Annotated in this window: 12 protein-coding genes; 7 read left to right on the forward strand and 5 right to left on the reverse strand. The window is 68.6% G+C overall.

All coding sequences use genetic code 11. From position 1 onward, the window contains the following. Positions 1-19: 19 nt before the first annotated feature. The 4 genes from ABZW60_RS11570 to ABZW60_RS11585 all read left to right on the forward strand — a co-directional run bounded on the left by ABZW60_RS11570 (position 20) and on the right by ABZW60_RS11585 (position 6070). The gene (locus ABZW60_RS11570) at positions 20-3775 is read left to right on the forward strand and encodes a hypothetical protein (RefSeq protein ID WP_355475745.1); all 3756 of its coding nucleotides are present in this window, start codon (positions 20-22) and stop codon (positions 3773-3775) included. Next, a complete protein-coding gene (locus ABZW60_RS11575; protein ID WP_355475746.1) occupies positions 3772-4443 on the forward strand; it encodes a hypothetical protein in 672 nt (223 codons plus the stop codon). The genes ABZW60_RS11570 and ABZW60_RS11575 overlap by 4 nt, the downstream gene beginning before the upstream one ends. A 167-nt stretch (positions 4444-4610) precedes the next feature. After that, positions 4611-5708 (forward strand): mannosyltransferase family protein, encoded by a 1098-nt coding sequence (locus ABZW60_RS11580; protein WP_355475748.1) that lies wholly within the window; start codon positions 4611-4613, stop codon positions 5706-5708. Between the two features lie 47 nt (positions 5709-5755). Next, on the forward strand, positions 5756-6070 hold the full coding sequence (locus ABZW60_RS11585; RefSeq protein WP_355475750.1) for a hypothetical protein: 315 nt from the start codon (positions 5756-5758) through the stop codon (positions 6068-6070). Between the two features lie 160 nt (positions 6071-6230). Here the strand turns inward: ABZW60_RS11585 and ABZW60_RS11590 are convergent, their stop codons facing one another. After that, a complete protein-coding gene (locus ABZW60_RS11590; RefSeq protein WP_355475752.1) occupies positions 6231-10181 on the reverse strand; it encodes a GH92 family glycosyl hydrolase in 3951 nt (1316 codons plus the stop codon). Between the two features lie 260 nt (positions 10182-10441). On the opposite strand from ABZW60_RS11590, the gene ABZW60_RS11595 reads away from it, so the two are divergent. Beyond that, positions 10442-11341, forward strand: coding sequence for an NAD-dependent epimerase/dehydratase family protein (locus tag ABZW60_RS11595; RefSeq protein ID WP_355475754.1), 900 nt, complete (start codon positions 10442-10444; stop codon positions 11339-11341). Between the two features lie 17 nt (positions 11342-11358). Further along, positions 11359-13545, forward strand: coding sequence for a glycosyltransferase family 2 protein (locus tag ABZW60_RS11600; protein ID WP_355475756.1), 2187 nt, complete (start codon positions 11359-11361; stop codon positions 13543-13545). On the opposite strand, the gene ABZW60_RS11605 is transcribed toward ABZW60_RS11600, so the two are convergent. After that, positions 13445-13918, reverse strand: coding sequence for a GtrA family protein (locus tag ABZW60_RS11605; RefSeq protein WP_355475758.1), 474 nt, complete (start codon positions 13916-13918; stop codon positions 13445-13447). The two genes, ABZW60_RS11600 and ABZW60_RS11605, sit on opposite strands and share 101 nt — an antisense overlap. 156 nt (positions 13919-14074) lie before the next feature. On the opposite strand from ABZW60_RS11605, the gene ABZW60_RS11610 reads away from it, so the two are divergent. Continuing rightward, positions 14075-15229: an NAD-dependent epimerase/dehydratase family protein gene (locus ABZW60_RS11610; protein ID WP_355475759.1), complete on the forward strand. Its 1155-nt coding sequence runs from the start codon at positions 14075-14077 to the stop codon at positions 15227-15229. On the opposite strand, the gene ABZW60_RS11615 is transcribed toward ABZW60_RS11610, so the two are convergent. Genes ABZW60_RS11615 through ABZW60_RS11625 form a run of 3 tightly spaced genes read right to left on the reverse strand, consistent with a single transcriptional unit; the run spans position 15219 to position 17254 of the window. Then, positions 15219-15485: a VOC family protein gene (locus tag ABZW60_RS11615; protein ID WP_355475761.1), complete on the reverse strand. Its 267-nt coding sequence runs from the start codon at positions 15483-15485 to the stop codon at positions 15219-15221. The genes ABZW60_RS11610 and ABZW60_RS11615 overlap by 11 nt on opposite strands. A 10-nt stretch (positions 15486-15495) precedes the next feature. Continuing rightward, complete coding sequence (locus ABZW60_RS11620; protein ID WP_355475763.1) at positions 15496-16218, reverse strand: methyltransferase domain-containing protein; 723 nt, start codon at positions 16216-16218, stop codon at positions 15496-15498. A gap of 34 nt (positions 16219-16252) precedes the next feature. Further along, the gene (locus ABZW60_RS11625; RefSeq protein WP_355475765.1) at positions 16253-17254 is read right to left on the reverse strand and encodes an alanine racemase; all 1002 of its coding nucleotides are present in this window, start codon (positions 17252-17254) and stop codon (positions 16253-16255) included.

Here is a 17254-nt window from a genome sequence, read left to right on the forward strand (position 1 = left end):
CCTCGCCTTAGGCCTGTCCGTGTCAGTGGTCCTGGGACTGCTGCCGCAACAGGCCGAGGCGGAGCCCGTTGACCAGCCGGCCAAGGCCCCGGCTGCCGCCCCCGCTCCCGTCGACAAGTCGAAGCTTTCCGCAGCTCAGGCAACCGAGGTGCTGGGCGCCGGCTGGCAGAAGTCGACGGACCGAGCCTGGACTCTGGTGCCCGCCAAGGACGGTCTGAACGTCCTGGTGGCGAAGGAGTCGGAAGCCTACGCATGGAAGCCGATCGCATCGCTGAGCGAGCCCGGCTTCGACACCGATCAATGGATCGGCAACGCCTGCATCACCGACTCGGGTAACCGACTGGTCGTTGTGTACGCGCCGCGCGGGTTCACCAACGACGAAGTGGCGAGGGACCGTGCAGCGTTCACCGCGGTCGTCGACCTCAACAGCGGTGCTGTGCGCAAGCTCGCGGTGACCAGCACGCTCGCCTACTTCAACCCCGGCTGCGGTAGCGGTGAGGCCGCCGTACTGTCGCAGTACGACCACAGCAGCTCGCCACGCACACGTCTGATCAAGGTCGACGCGGCGACAGGCAAAACCACCCGGCCGATGGTGTCGTCCGGCGAGGTGACGTCAGCAGTCCCGATCGGGAACAAGGTCGTTGCGGCGCTCGGACGACGACTCGTCGAGGTCGGGCCGCAAGGACAACTGACCCCTCGCTCGACGTTCGCCGGCGCGGTGTCGCGGCTTCGCGTCGCCGACGGTCGGCTGGTGCTGTCGGACACCGCCGGCGAACGCACAACTGTGCGGCGACTGAGCACTTCGCTGTCGACTCCGGAGGTCATCGGATCCGGAGATCGAACCACGCTCACCACCTTCCAGGCTCCTGGCGGCAAGGTGTTCCTGGCCGGAGCCCGGCAGCAGTCGAAGGTAGCCCCGGGCATCGGATTCGCACCGGCCGGGAAGCAGCAGATCTCTGCCAACGGCGGTCTGATCGTCAAAGACGTAGCACTCGGTAAGGACGGTCAGGCGGTCATCTCCGCGGTCACGCGGGCCGGCACCCCGGCAGACTTCGAAGTACCTCTGCCGGCTGGATCCAGCGGAAGTACGTCGCCTGCGTTGACGCTCAGCCAGGCGACCGCGACGGCCGGGGAAGCAGACACTCCGATCGACGCAGGTGCGACCTGTGCCGTGCCACGCAACGACATCCAGACCCAGGTCTACCAGCCGAACCCGCGGCAGATCGAGTGGGCGGTCGACCAGGCTGTGAACAACAACCTCAAGACGGCCCGGCCCGCGGACTGGAAGCGATCGGGACTCCCTTCGTACGCGCCGCAACTGCTGACCCAGTTCCAATTGCCGGCGCTGCACGGCGGTGGCACGATCCCTGCCCAGGTCCTGCTGGGGATCCTGGCGCAGGAATCCAATCTCTGGCAGGCCTCCGGCCACGCGATCGAGACTTGGACAGGCAATCCGCTGATCGGCAACTTCTACGGCCGGGTGGGCAACGGGTGGTCGATCGACTTCTCGAAGGCGGATTGCGGGTACGGCGTCGGTCAGATCACCGACGGCATGCGCAAGGGCGACACAGTCTGGGGCGGGCTGAACGAGCAGCGGGCCATCGCTCTGGACTACACCGTCAACATTGCCGCGGCCGCCAAGATTCTGGCCGGGAAGTGGAACGAGCTCTACGACGCCGGCCTCCTGATCGACGGTGCGAAGGCGAGCCGGATCGAGTCGTGGTTCGGCGCGGTCTGGGCGTACAACTCCGGCTTCCACCCCAAGCCGGCCACCGCGGGCGAGCCGTGGGGTCTCGGCTGGACCAACAATCCGCTCAGTGGACTGTGGGATCCGGCCCGGACACCCTTCCGGCAGAAGGCTTCCGACGCGGCTCATCCACAGGACTGGCCTTATCCGGAAAAGATCATGGGATGGGCCGCCTTCCCGATCGACAACCCGCGGCTCGGTGCGGGCTACCGAGCCGCCTGGTGGTCCGACAGCGGCGGGGTCTCGGGGGTGACGAAGCGGTTGCAGGTCAAGCCGCCACTGGCCACCTTCTGCTCGCTGAGTGTGAACGCCTGCGATCCGGCGGCCGCGGCCGGCGAGCACTGCACTCGCGCCGACGACAAGTGCTGGTGGTACCCCGCGGTCTCGTGGAAGGACTGCAACAACGCCACGGCCGATCCCTGCGGGCACGGCCTCACTCGTTTCGACACGACCTACCCGGAGCCACAGCCTGACCAGGCGAACACACCTCCGGATCCGGAGCAGAATCCACCGGTGTGTGACGCGAGCGGTCTCCCCGCCAACGCACAGGTCGTGGACGACGTCCCGGCCGGGACGTGGAGTCGCAGACCGCAGTGTGGCTCGCCCTCGAACTCGGCCGGAACCTTCGCGCTGAAGTTCGGCGCGGTAGAGGTGAACGGCGAACCAGTGCAGTACACCTCCAAGATCGACTTCCACCAGATCGGTCTGGGGTACCAGGGCCACGCCTGGTTCACGCACACGACGTGGAATCAGGAAGCCGACCAGAGCCACACCGTCACCGGGACGTGGACACTGGGGTCGGCCATGCCCGGGTGGGCGCGGGTACTCGTCCATCTTCCGGGCGTGGCCAGTAACACGCGACAGGCGGAGTACGTCGTCGATCGAGGTGACGGCAGGCCGCCGGTGGCCCGGTACGTCAACACGTCGGTCGGCGCGAACAAATGGGTCAGTCTGGGCGTGGTCCAGCTCGGCGCCGGCCGTCCGTCGGTGACCTTGTCGAACCGCACCTATGACGCCAAGTACTTCGATTCGACCATCAACCCGTGGGCGCTCGACCGGCAGGAGAACATCGCCTGGGACGCGGTGGCCTTCCAGCCGCTGCCGGCCAAGCCGTTGATGGTCGCGGCCGTCGGCGACTCGTACGGGTCCGGAGAGGGAGCAGGCGACTACTTCCGGGAGACCAACCATGACGGCGGCGACAAGCTGGCGCGCAGCGCCTGCCACCGCTCGCAGAACGCCTGGGCACGGCGGGTCCACCCGCCCGTCCTCGGCGGAGCATCGCTCGGCGAAGCCGCCGACGCCTTCTCCACGAAGGCCGAGCTGAACTTCGTGTCCTGCTCCGGGGCGGTCGCCGCCAATGTCTCCGGCTCTGTGCACGTACCGACACAGCCGAGCTATCTCGGCGGTGGCCAGTACGACGAGATCGCCCAGCTGGAGGCCGGGTACGTCGACGAGAACACCGACATCGTGTTCGTCAGCATCGGAGGCAACGATGCCGACTTCGGGAACGTCCTGATGTTCTGCGGCGGGGTCAGCGCGGCCCACTGTTACGACGACATCCGGCCGGGTCACCAGCAGACGCTCGACGTGGAAGAACGCGAGCTGATCGCGAACGAGGTCCAGACCGAGATCGGGCGGGCGATCGAGCGCATCAGTCTGCGGGCGCCGAACGCGCAGATCGTCTACACCGGCTACCCGCGAATCTTCGACGGTACGCCGTTCGCCTGTCCCGACGGTTTCGGGGTCGAGGAGATGAGCTGGATGAACGACATGAGCAACCTGCTCGCGGAGACGACGATCGCCACACTCGATCTCGAGCGGCAGTCAGGTCGCAATGTCAGCTATGTCGACACCAGGCCGGCGTTCACCGACGGCGGGGTCTGCAAGGGCACCGGCCTGAACCAGATCATGCCGATCAAGACCGATGGTGACGATCCCGCCGACACCGTGTCGGCCGAGTCGTTCCACCCGAACGCCATCGGGAACGGGATGTACGCCGATGCGGTAGAGGAGAAGATGGGCTGGTGATCACCCGACTCACCGCGGTCGTCGCGGTCTGCGCGCTGCCGGTGCTCGCGTCCTGCCGGCAGCCGGAGTCGTCGGGGCCGGTCCTGGTGGATCCGCACTCGGCGGAGTTCGTGCAGCGTCGCGACGACGTGGTGAGGTCGGCGGTGGAGCTCGAGGCGCGGATCGCCGCCGCCGCGAGCTCCGCCGTCGAGCCGGATCCGGCGCAGCAGGTGGTGTGCCGGGCCGGCAACCGCGGGCCGAAAGGCGTGGACGCCTTCGACTCGGTCTGCGGGATGCAGCGGCTCTCGGTCGTGAAGACGGCCGACCCCGGCCGGGCGTTGCTGGCGATCGACGACGCGCTGGGCAAGCTGGGGTACACCGGCACCTGGCAGGGCGGCACGGAGCCGATCGACAAGGACGACGTGCGAAGCGGCAAGGTGCCGTCGTCCCGCATCTCGTTCGCCTCGTACGGTGCCGGGGGCCTGACCGTCGACCTGCAGGTCGGGCATCGGGGCGACCGGCCGTCGTACGTGGTTCGCACGTCGCTCGGCACCGGCTACTTCAACGACGCGGGCGGCTCGGGATGGGCGGCCGCGGGAGCACAGACGGCACCCCTGGCGGAGTCGGTACTGGCTGTCACCGTCACGGACCCGGCCTTCATCGAGAAGCCCCCGACAGACGGGGGCTAGGTCTCTTGGCACGGCCATGAGGGACGATGGGGGCGTGACTCGGGTGGACTGTGGTGGGCGGTGGTGGGGGCGTGTTTGAGCGTTCGGCTGCCGACGAGCCGCGGCCTGGGCGGGCTCGGCGGGCTCGGGTTGACGGGGTCGGGTGGCAGCGGTGGATGCCGGCGGCGATGACCCGGGAGGTGCTCGGGTGGTGGCTGGTCAGCCGGGTCGCGTTGTTCGTGCTGTCGGTGTCGGCGCCGTTGCTGTTCAACCGGGGCAGCGACTACCCGAACGTGTGGCGGGCCTGGCTGCAGTGGGACGTCTGGCACCTGAAGGCGGTCGCGGAGTTCGGCTACAACCACGGCGAGCCGTCTGGTGCGCCGCTGGCCGCGTTCTTCCCGGGCTTCCCGTTGCTGGTGCGGCTGGTCAGCTACACGGGCATCGGGTACGTCGCCGCCGGCATCGTGGTGTCGGCGGTCGCCAGCGCGGTCGCGGGCGTGTACCTCGCGCGCCTGGCGCAGTACGAGTTCCCGGAGCTGAAAGGCATCGGCCCGAACGCGGCGATGATCTGGTACTGCGCTCCGGTCGGCGTCTTCCTCGCGGCCGGGTACACCGAGGCGCTGTTCTGCGCGTTCGCGTTCCCCGCCTGGCTGGCCGCGCGGCAGGGGCGCTGGGCCCGCGCCGCCGTCTTCGTCGCGCTGGCATCCACGGTGCGGGTGTCCGGGCTGTTCCTGATCTTCGCGCTGCTCGTCGAGTTCGTCACGTCGAAGAAGCGGGACTGGCTGTCGCTGCCGTGGCTGGCGCTGCCCGCCGTCCCGGTGCTCGGCTTCATGGCGTACCTGAAGCAGATCCACGGCTCGTGGTTCGCCTGGCAGGAGGCGCAGGAGAAGGGGTGGGCGCGCGAGTTCACCTGGCCGTGGACCTCGCTGGTGCACACTTTCGAGGCCGCGAGCAAGGGCCACTTCTCGGCCGACCGCAGCGACTGGACCTGGATGTTCCGGGCCGAGCTGGTCGCGCTGTTCATCGGGCTGCTGCTGCTCGCCTGGCTCTTCTGGCGCCGGTCCTGGGGCGAAGCGGCCTGGGTCGCGGCCACGATCGGCGCGTTCTGTACGTCGTTCTGGATCTACTCACTCACCCGGGCCACCCTGCTGATGTGGCCGCTGTGGATCGGGCTCGCGGTGCTCGCCAGACGCAGACCCTGGGTCGGCCGCCTCTATCTGGCCGTGGCGATACCGCTGGGCGCGATCTGGGCGGCCGGCTTCTTCACCGGCCGCTGGTCCGGCTGAGTAGTTCTGCTCATGCCCTGAACCCGCCGTGTACTTACCGTGATCCCATGGAAGCCCGGACGATCGGCAGGGTCGCGCTGCAGGCGGTGTTCGTCGGCGTGCTGGCAGGCGCCGCGTACGCGCTGATGCGTCAGTTCGGCGCCCCGCTGTGTCCGCCGACCGGGGTGAGCTGCGCGGTCGAGCACGGCGGCGCGCTGTTCGCCGTACAACTCGGGGGTGTGGCGACGGCTCTGGCGTTGCCGGTGCTGGCGCTCCGGGCCGGTCTCGGGTGGGTGTTCGCGGTGGCCGCGACCGCCGGGATGCTCGCCGTGAACCTGGTCTGGTTCCTGGCGTTGTCCGGCATATGGACAGTTCTGGGGTGAGGCAACCCTCGACAGGGTTCGAGCGTCGATACAGATGAAGGGGTGGCAGTCCGGGCGGGGACCGCCACCCCTCCTTCACCTTCCGGCGGAACCTCTCAGGGGCAGGCTCCGCCGGTGACGGTACCGAGGGCGACGGCCGCAGCCGTCGCCCTCAGTCATGTCAGCCGTAGTTGCGGTCGATCGACTGCGAGGGTGTCGGGCTCGGCTTCGTCTCGGCGACGCGCTTGTCGCTCGGGTGGGTGCCGGTCTCGATGCCCTTCAGGGTGCCGAGCAGTTCGATCTCGGACAGCGTGACGCCGTCGGCGCCGGCTGCCGGGGTGAGCACCAGGCGGTACTGCGTGTAGGCCTTCGGCGAGGCGATGCTGAAGGACCTGGTGTACGACGTCCAGGCCCACGTCTCGCCGGTACGCCGGTCCACCGTGCTCCACGTCGTACCGTCGTTCGAGCCCTCGAGCGTCCACGCGGACGGCGCCGTACCGGTGGCACCGCTGGTCAGCGTGTACATGCCGACCGGACGACCCTGGGGCAGGGCCACCGTGACCGTCGGCCGCGCACCGGTCAGCGTGACCTGCGTCTTCGTGTCGTTGTCGATCAGCGCGGACACGTCCGTGCCGCCCGCGCCGATCACCGCACCGGTGTCGGACGTCGAGTCACGCCACGTCATCGGGTCCTCGCCCGGCTTGGTGATCGACGGCGGGGCGTCGTTGCGGCCGGTGCCCCACTTGGTCGGCTGGTCGGTCATCTCGAACTCGATCTTGCCGCCGTTCGCGATCAGGTCGTGCGGCAACGCCGTCGACGTCCACAGCTTCCCGTTGACCCGGACGCTCTTCACGTAGACGTTGCGGGAGCTGTTGCCCGGTGCGCTGACCACCAGCTTCTTGCCGCCGGCCAGCCGGACGGTCGCCTTGGTGAACAGCGGCGAGCCGATCGCGTACGTCGGCGAGCCGACCTGCAGCGGGTAGAAGCCGAGCGCACTGAACAGGAACCACGACGACATCTCGCCGTTGTCCTCGTCGCCCGGGTACCCCTGCCCGATCTCCGAGCCCAGGTACAACCGCGACACCGCCTCACGGACGAGCGCCTGCGTCTTCCACGGCTGACCGGCGAAGTCGTACATGTAGGTGATGTGGTGCGACGGCTGGTTGCTGTGGCCGTACTGCCCCATCCGGACGTCACGCGCCTCGAGCATCTCGTGGATCGTGCCGCCGTACCCGCCGGTGTGCAGCGCGTCCTCCGGCGTGCTGAAGAACTCGTCGAGCTTCTTCGCCAGACCGTCGCGCCCGCCGTAGATCGCGGCCAGGCCGGCCCCGTCCTGCGGCGCCGAGAAGGCCATGTTCCACGCGTTGGTCTCGGTGTAGTCGTGACCCCAGTCCCGCGGGTCGAACGTGCTCGGTGAGTTGCCCCAGACACCGTCCGGGCCCTTGCCCTGGAAGAAGCCGACCGTCGGGTCGTACAGCGTGACGTAGTTGCGGGCCCGGTTGAGGAAGTACTTGTAGTTGTCCAGGTACTCCTGCTTGCGCGGGTCGTTCTTCTTCGCCTTGTCGTACAGCGCCTTCGACAGGTTCGCGATGCCGAAGTCGTTGATGTAGCCGTCCATCGACCAGCTGAAGCCCTCACCGGTGGTGTTGGCCGTGTAGCCGTTGAACGTGGCCAGGTCCATGCCCTTACGGCCGACGTTCTGCGACGGCGGGACGACGGACGCGTTCTTCACCGCGGCGTCGTACATCGCCTGCACGTCGATCCCCTTGATGCCCTTCAGGTACGCGTCCGCGAAGGCGACGTCGGACGACGTGCCGACCATCAGGTTCGCGTAGCCGGGGGAGGACCAGCGGGAGATCCAGCCGCCGTCCTTGTACTGCTGGACGAACCCGTTCACCAGCGCGGCCGCCTCGTCCTGGGCGAACAGCGAGTACGCCGGCCACACCGTGCGGTACGTGTCCCAGAAGCCGTTGTTCACGTACGTCTGGCCGGCCACGATCTTCGAGCCGGTCGTGGTCGGCGTGTCGGTGCCCACCTTCGGCGAGGTCGGCGACGCGTACTTGATCACCGGGTCCTTGGCGGTGCCGGTGTTCTCGGAGCCGTTGTTCGGGTAGAGGAACAGCCGATAGAGGTTCGAGTACAGCGACGTCAACTGGTCGGCCGTCGCGCCCTCGACCTGGATGGTGCTCAACTTGGCATCCCAGGCAGCCTGCGCCACGTCCTTGACCTTGCCGAACTTCGAGTCCGCCGGGAGCTCCTCCTCCAGGTTCTTGCGGGCCTGCTCGGTGCCGATCAGCGAGGTGGCCATCCGCAGCTGGACCTGGGTCACCTTGGGGTCGAAGGAGAAGTAGCCGCCGACGTTGGCGCCGCCGCCGTTCGACAGTTTGCCCGAGGCAAGCACCTTCTGGTCGACCACGCCGTACACGAACAGCCGGCCGGCGCCGGTGGACAGTCCGCTCTTGACGTCGGAGTAGCCCGTGACCACGCCGGTCGCCGGGTCGAGCGTCAGCCCGCCGTTGTTGTTCACGTTGTCGAACACCAGCGACGCCTTGCCGGCCGGGAAGCTGAACCGCAGCAGCGCGGCGTGGTCGGTCGGCGCGATCTCGGCCGCGTTGCCGTTGTCGAACGTGACGCCGTAGTAGTACGGACGCGCGGTCTCGTTGTCGTGGCTGAACGACCAGGCGCGGGCCTTGCGGTCCGCGGTCGGCGTCGCCGCGATCGACGGCATCACCTGGAACGTCTGCCGGTCACCCATCCACGGGCTGGGCTCGTGGCTGATCGACAGCGCCTGCATGGTCGGCCGGTTGGCCTCGTTGTTGCCCTTGGCGTAGTCGTACAGCCAGGAGGTCGACCCGGCGTTCGTGACCGGCGTCCAGAAGTTGAAGCCGTGCGGTACGGCGGTGGCCGGGAAGTTGTTGCCCCGCGAGAAGCCGCCGGTGGCGTTCGTGCCGCGGGTGGTCAGCGCCAGGTCCGACGGGTGCTTGGCCGCGGTCTTCTGCGCCGCGCGGTCCGGGTTGATCGCGGCGGCGATCCGGATGTCGTCGAGCCAGCCACGGAAGTCGGCCGGGCCGGACGGCTTGTCGTACCCGACCAGGATCCGCGTGATGGTCTTGCCGGCGGCCACCTTGCCGAGGTCGGCCTCGACGTTGTTCCACTGGTTCGTGTAGAGCGCCTTGGAGTCGCCCTGGCCGCGCGGGCTCAGCTCGAAGCCGTGGTGATCGCGAGCCTTCAGATCACTCAGGTACGTGCCGTCGTCGAACGCGAGGTCGAGCGCCGCGTACGTGCTCGGGTAGCTGAGGTCACCCTCGACGTGCTCGGGGAAGATCTTGTACGACAGGCGGGTGTCCTTGCCGACCTTCAGGTCGACGTCGGAGATCTTGTTCCACGTGTAGCCGCGGCCCTCGCTCTCCTGGTGCCCGGCGTACCGGAAGGACTTCACGCCGGTGAAGCCGACACGGGCGCGGGCGTTGTAGGCACTGGTCGGGCCGGAGTCCAGCCGCGACTCGGCGACCGGGCCGGGCTGCGGCAGCGGGGCGCCGTTCGACAGGTACCAGTCGGCGAGCTGGACGATGTTCTCGCCGTGGTTCAGCGTGATGTCCAGCTTGAAATACGTGTACGCCGTGTCGTTGGCGAAGCTGTACTCCTTGGTCTGGAACCGGTTCTCGAAGCTCTGGCCGGTCCGGGTGTCCAGCGTGGTCCAGGTGGTGCCGTCGTTCGAGCCGGACACGGTCCAGTTCTGCGGGTCGCGGCCGTCGGCGTCGTTGGCCGAGGTGAGCGCGTACTTCTTGATCACGACCGGGGCCGAGGTCTGATAGACCAGCCAGCCGGTCGGCTCGAACACCAGCCACTTGGTGAACTTGTCACCGTCGGCGGCGTTGGTGGCGATCTCGCCGCCACCGGTGTTCTCGCCGTTCGCGGTCACCTTGGTGACCTTGTCCATCTCGCTGCCGCCGATCCCGGTCGGCGTCGGCCCGCGGACCCCCTCGGCGCGCGGCTTCCCGTCGGCGCCGGTCTCGACGGCGTCGGTATAGCCCGGCTGCGGTTGCCCGGGCTCGAACGAGGTGAAGTACGACGAACCGCTCACCACCGGCTGCTCGGAGGCAGCAGGTGACGCGGCGTGCGCTGGCGTCATGGCAACAGACATTGTCACAACCAGCGCGAGAGACGTGACGAGCCCCAGTGGGCGGCGGAGATTCATCCACGCTCCTTGCACATCCGGCCGGCACCACGGGACGCCCCCGTCCACCGGTGTGGGTACGCGGCCCCGATGACAAGGTTGTCAGCCCGCGTTCGGGGACGATCCTGCCCAGCGATGTCACCGCCGGTCAATAGTTCGTAGCGCACTGTCGACACATGGTGGTGGATCGACACCCCGGAGGTAGGTTGATGGCCATGGACGAACGTGTGCTGGTCACCGGGGCCTCGGGGTTCATCGGGCGGGCTGTGGTGGGGGCTCTGCGGGAGCGTGGGGTGCCGGTAACGGCGGTCGATCGGGAGCCGCCGGATGCTTCGTGGGACGGCGGGGTGCACGTGGTCACCGGGGATCTGGCCGAGCAGGAGACCTGTGTCGCGGCGTTCGAGACGCGGCCCACCAGCGTGGTGCATCTGGCGGCGTTGACGTCGGTGCTGCGGTCGGTGGACGCGCCGATGCAGACGTTCGCGCAGAACGTGACGATCACCCAGGTGTTGCTGGAGTTGAGTCGCGGCAGCGGGGTCGAGGCGTTCGTGCTGGCGTCGACCAACGCGGTGGTGGGCAATGTCGGGACATCGGTCATCGACGTCGACCTGCCGCTGCGGCCGTTGACGCCGTACGGCGCGACGAAGGCGGCGTGCGAGATGCTGTTGTCGGCGTACTCCGGGAGTTACGGGATGGCGACGGCCGCGCTGCGGTTCACCAACGTGTACGGGCCGGGCATGTCGCACAAGGACAGCTTCGTGCCGCGGATGATGCGGGCGGCGCTGAGCGGCACCGGCGTGAAGGTGTACGGCGACGGGCAGCAGCGGCGGGACCTGGTGTTCATCGACGACGTGGTGAGCGGCGTTCTCCGGGCGCTCGACACCAGGTACGACGGCCGCGCGATCATCGGGTCCGGGCGGTCGGTGTCGGTGCTGGAGATGATCGACACGGTGCGGGCGGTGACCGAGCAGCCGGTGCCGGCCGAGCACATCGAGGCGCCGGCGGGCGAGATGCCGGCGGTGGTCGTGGACGTCACCAACGACCTCGGATACGAGCCGACGGTTTCGCTCGAGGACGGTCTGGCTCGGACGTGGCGCTACTTCCGAATGCAGTGAGGAAGCTGCGAGGAGCGGTGCGGAAGCACTGGCTGCTCGCCGTCTTCCTCACGCTGGGTCTGATCCTGCGGGTCCTCGCGACCGTCGCCTACACGCCCGCGATCGTCTACACCGACTCCGTCCAGTACCTGACGAACATGGGCAAGCTGAGCCCTGATCAGCTCAACCCCATCGGGTACGACTTCGTGCTCGGCCCGTTGGTGGCGATCGGCGGACTCACGTTCGTCGTCATCGTGCAGCACCTCGCCGGGCTCCTGCTCGGCGTCGCGATCTACGCGCTGGCGCGCAGGCTCACCGTCTACCGCTGGCTGGCCGCGCTCGCCGCGGCGCCGATCCTGCTCGACGCGTACCAGGTGCAGATCGAGCAGAACATCATGGCCGAGACCACGTTCGACGTGATCCTGGTGGCGATCCTCTGGCTTCTGCTGGGCAAGAGGGCGGCGCCGGGCTGGCGGCGCGCGGCCGTCGTCGGTGTGCTCGTGGGCGCCGCGTTCACGGTCCGCGCGATCGGCATGGTCCTGCTGATCGCCGTCGTGCTGTACCTGGTCGTGGTCGGCAACGCCTGGCGCAAGCGTCGCATGGACGTCGTACGCCGGACCGCTGCCGCCGTGGCCGGTTTCGGTGTCGTCTTCACGGCGTACGCCGGGTACTACCACGCGGAGACGGGCCGCTGGGGATTCACCGGCGCCGAGAACCAGATCCTGTACGGGCGGACGGCCACGGTCGCGAACTGCGACAAGCTTCCGCTCGACGAGGGCACGCGGCTGTTCTGTCCGAAGGAACCGCTCGGCCAGCGGCTCGGCGTCGACAAGTACGCCCACAACCACTACGGCGACCCGAACTGGCCCGGCCCGTTGCCGCCGGGGACGACGAAACGTCAACTGGCGACCGAGTTCGCGCATCTCGTGATCAAGCACCAACCGCTGGACGTCACGTGGGCGGCGCTCAAGGACTTCGCGAAGGGCTTCGCGCCGACGCGCACCAACTCGCCCAACGACGTACCGCTGGACCGCTGGCAGTTCCAGCTCACCTACCCGAACCTCAAGGACCCCAACACCGCGAAGGCCGCGGTGAAATGGGGAGGGTCCGAGCCGCACGTCGCCCATGGACCTGCCGTCGTCCTCCGCGGCTATCAGCTGCATGGCGGCTATACGTCAGGCACACTGCTGGCCCTGTGTGTGCTGATCGCGTTCGCTGCGGTCGCTCGTGCCAAAGAGCTCCGGTCGGCAGCACTGTTCCCGGCTGCGGCCGGCGTGATCCTTCTGCTCGGCTCAGCAGCGTTCGAGTTCTCGTGGCGCTACCAGCTGCCCGGACTGATCTTCTTCCCCTTGGCAGGCGCGATCGGGCTCCGCGCTCTGCTCGGCAAGGATCAGGCGCGGCCTGCGATGGCGGACTACCCGGACGCCGTCGATTCCGAAGCCGTCAAAGCCTTCGAGCACACGGAATTCGCGCCGGTCGTCGTGGTCATCGCGGCGTACAACGAGGCCGGCGGCATCGGCCCGGTCCTCACCGACATGCCGCGTACGTGCGCCGGCCTGCCGGTCGACGTCCTCGTCGTCGTGGACGGCGCCACCGACGACACCGCCGATATCGCCCGTGACCACGGGGCCCAGGTGTGTGTTGCCCCGAGCAACCGCGGGCAGGGCGCCGCGCTCCGGCTCGGGTACCACCTGGCCGCGGAGGGCGGGGCGAAGTACGTCGTCACCACCGACGCCGACGGGCAGTACGACAACGACGAGCTGGAGACCCTGCTGGAGCCGATCCTGCTCGACCGGGCCGATTTCGTCACCGGGTCGCGCCGGCTCGGGGCGGAGGACGCGGACAGCCGGCTGCGGTGGGTCGGGGTCCGCGTGTTCGCCGTACTCGCGTCGATCCTGACCCGGCGGAAGCTGACCGACACGTCGTTCGGGTTCCGCGCGATGCGGGCCGACCTCGCGACGGCCGTCACGTTGCGTGAGCCGCAGTACCAGTCGTCGGAGCTGTTGCTCGGTGCGCTCGCGCTCGGCGCCCGTGTGGTCGAGCTGCCGATGACGATGCGCCGGCGCGGCGACGGGAGCAGCAAGAAGGGACCGGGCGTCGTGTACGGCGCGAACTACGGCCGGGTCATGACGACGACGTGGTTACGGGAGTACGTACTGCGCCAGAGGCGGCGGGCGAGCTCTTGGCGAACACCAGCCGGTCGAACAGCACGAACTTCACGATGAACAGCACCGCGTAGGTCCCGAAGTACGAACCGGTCACCAGCAACGTCTTCAGCGCGTGCGAGTCGACGGGCTGGGCCAGGTGGTCGGTCACCGACGTGACCACGGCGGCCGTGACCGCGGACCCGATCACGATCATTGTGTACGGCAACTTCTGACCGCTGCGGCCCCAGGTCCAGCGGCGGTTCAGCACGTAGTTCGGCACTGCACCGGCCAGCCACGCGACCAGCGTGGCGACGATCGCCGCCGCCCCGAACCAGTAACACAGAGCGAACGCCAGCTGGCTGACCACGGTGGCGATCACGGAAGATGCCGAATACTTCGCCCACAGCAACCATCTGCCGCGGCGAGACCTGATCCTGGTGAGAACGCGCATCGCGGTCTATTCTGCACCTCCGCACCGGCCCGCGGCAGTGCGGAGGAAATTCTCAGGCGATTACCAGCGAATAGGTGGGGCCGGTCACGTTACTGGAGTGGGTACTCGGGATAGGAAGGACTGTGACGACGTTCCCTGACGGAAGGCGGCCGAGCCGTGCGCGTACTCGTCCTTGGCGGTGACGGCTACCTGGGGTGGCCGACCGCGTTGCACCTGTCCGACCGCGGTCACGACACGGCCGTGCTCGACAACATGGCCCGTCGCGGGTACGACCGCGAGCTGGGCGTCCAGAGTCTGGTCCCGATCGAGGATCTCGAGCAGCGGGTCGCGGCCTGGGAAGAGGTGTCCGGCCGGCGGATCCCGGCGTACGTCGGGGACCTGCTCGACGCGGACTTCGTCTACCGGGTGGTGCGCGAGTTCGCCCCGGACGCGATCGTGCACTTCGCCGAGCAGCGCGCCGCACCGTACTCGATGATCGACCGCGAGCACGCCGTCTACACCCAGCACAACAACGTGGTCGGCACGCTGAACCTGATGTACGCGATCGCGGAGACGAACCCGGACATCCACCTGGTCAAGCTCGGCACGATGGGTGAGTACGGCACGCCCAACATCGACATCGAGGAGGGCTGGCTGGAGGTCGAGCACAACGGCCGCAAGGACCGGATGCTCTACCCGAAGAAGCCGGGCTCGTTCTACCACCTCAGCAAGGTGCACGACTCGCACAACCTCGAGTTCGCCTGCCGGATCTGGGGGATGCGCGTCACCGACCTGAACCAGGGCGTGGTGTACGGGCAGCAGACCGACCAGACCGTGCAGGACCCGCGGCTGGCGACCCGGTTCGACTACGACGCCGTGTTCGGCACCGTCCTCAACCGGTTCGTCATCCAGGCCGTGCTCGGCGAGCCGCTGACCGTCTACGGCACCGGCGGGCAGACCCGCGGGTTCCTGGACATCCGGGACACCGTCGAGTGCATCCGGCTCGCGGTCGAGAACCCGGCGGACTCCGGCGAGTTCCGGGTCTTCAACCAGATGACCGAGAGCTACTCGGTGTCCCAGCTGGCCGAGCTGGTCGCCGAGTGCTTCCCCGGCCCGGTGCAGGTCGAGCACTTGGAGAACCCGCGCGTCGAGCTGGCCGAGCACTACTACAACGTTAAACACACCGGCCTCGTCGGCCTGGGCCTCCAGCCGCACCTGCTCTCGGAGACCCTGATCGGGTCGATGTTCGACATCGTCTCCGCCAACAAGGACCGCGTCGATCCGGCCGCTCTCCTACCGACCGTCCGCTGGCAGGGCCACCTCAAGCGGTGAAGAAGCAGAAGATGTGACCGACCGGGTCGGCGTACACCCGGACGTCGGGCTGCGGCTGGAACTCCATCAGCCGCGCCCCGGCGGCCAGGGCCAGTTCGTGCGCCGACTCCAGGTCGTCCAACTGGATGTCCAGGTGCAGCTGCATCTGCTGGATGCTCTGCTCACTGGGCCAGGTCGGCGGCTGGTAGTTCGGCTCGAGCTCCCGCGGGTCGGGCGCGTCCAGCACGACACCTTTCAACGCGTATTTGTGGCTCATCCACGACACGCTAGCGGCGGCCGCCGACAAGAAGCGTCGGCAGCACGGCGAGGAAGCGGTCCCTGCGGCCGCGACCGGCCTGCTCGGCGAGCCAGGTGTCGGCGTCGTCCTGCGTGATCAGGGCCTTCTCGACCGCGGCCCCGGCGGCTGCCTGCAGTTGCGGGCCCATCAGCTCGTAGTCGGTGACGACCTCGGTGTGGACCGCGACCTCGACGTCGTGGAAGCCGGCGTCGAGCAGCAGGTCACGCAGGGTACGGGTCGCGCGCGGCGACACCGTCCGCGACTCGAGGCCGAGGCGGATCACGTCGGTCAGGTCCTGGTCGGAGCTGTCGATCAGGACGAAGCCGTAGTCCTGCCCGCCCACCACGATCCGCCCGCCGGGCCGCAGGACGCGGTGCGCCTCGGCGATCGTCGGCACCGGATCCTCGAGCAGATGGAACAGCCGCAGCGCGCGGTACCCGTCCATCGACTCGTCCTCGAGCGGCAGCTCGCCGGAATGTGCCACGTGAAACATTGCCCCGGGCGCCCGCTCCCGGGCCGCCTCGATCGCGTCGGGATCGCTGTCGATCCCGGTCACCTTCAGGCCCTTGCGCGCCAGCTCCGCGGCCGCATGCCCCGCTCCGCAGCCGACGTCGACGCAGGTCGCGCCCCGTTTCAGCGCCAGCATCCGGTACGACGTCGCGCGCAGCTCCGCCGCACCGGGCCCTTCCTCGATCCGTTCCAGAAACCTCATACCGTCCACGCTGCAACTTCAGGTGGACCTGAAGTCAATCCATCGACACCTTGTCGAAGGTCGTCGTGGTGTAGCGGACGTCGAGGTCGATCACGTCGCCGACCGCCGGCGGGGCCACCGACGACGGCAGGAACAGCATGCTGGCCTGCATGTGCGGCGGCTCGGCGAACCAGCGCTGCTTGCCCTCGATGCTGAACGGCGACAGCGCCATACCGGCCGCGTCCAGGCTGCCCTTGGCCATCGCGATCGCGCGCTGCCGCACGGTCGCCGCCGCGGTCGGGGCCTCCAGGCCGACGCCGTGCGCCGTACCGCCGGAGACGATCAGGATGTGGCCGTCGCCGCTCACCCGGCGCTGCCGGTAGCCGACGCGCTCGCCGCGCCGGACCGAGTGCACGTCGAGGACGGTCGCCTTGACCGACAGCGCGCCGCGGTCGCCGAGCCACAGGCCGGTGCCCATTCGCAGCTTCACGTCCGGACCGATGTCGGCGAGCTTCTGCGCCGGTACGTGCGACACCCACAGCGTGCCCTTGCGGACGTCGAGCGCCGCCTTCGCGAGCTGCTGCGCCTCGCGGAGGTTGGCCGACGTACCGCCGGCGCCCATCGGGAAGTGCAGCGACCAGCCCTCGAAGCGGATCCGGTCGAGCGCGTTCAGCAGCATCGTGTGCCGCAGCTCGCGGGCGCCGATGCCGTGCCGGCGCATCGAGGTCATCACCTCGATCAGCACCCGGCTGCCGGCCGGGATCGAGACCAGGTCGGCCAGCCGGCTGACGGTGTGGATCACGTTCTTGCTCTGCGGCACCTCGAGGAACGGCCGCCACGGCGACAGCACCACGACGTCCTCGCGGGGGTCCGCGGGGACCTCGAAGTACGTGCCGACCGCGACCGTCCGGGCGCCGAGCGCGCGGGCCTCGGCGAACAGCCGGTGGTTGCCGAACCCGTACCCGTTGCCCTTGGCGACCGGGACGATGTCGGGGTTCCACGTGGAACGCAGGTGTTCACGCCATCGATCGGAATCGACGTGCAGGACTAGGGGCAT

The sequence above is a fragment of the Kribbella sp. NPDC003557 genome, assembly GCF_040610805.1.
In the GTDB taxonomy this organism is placed as follows: Bacteria; Actinomycetota; Actinomycetes; order Propionibacteriales; family Kribbellaceae; genus Kribbella.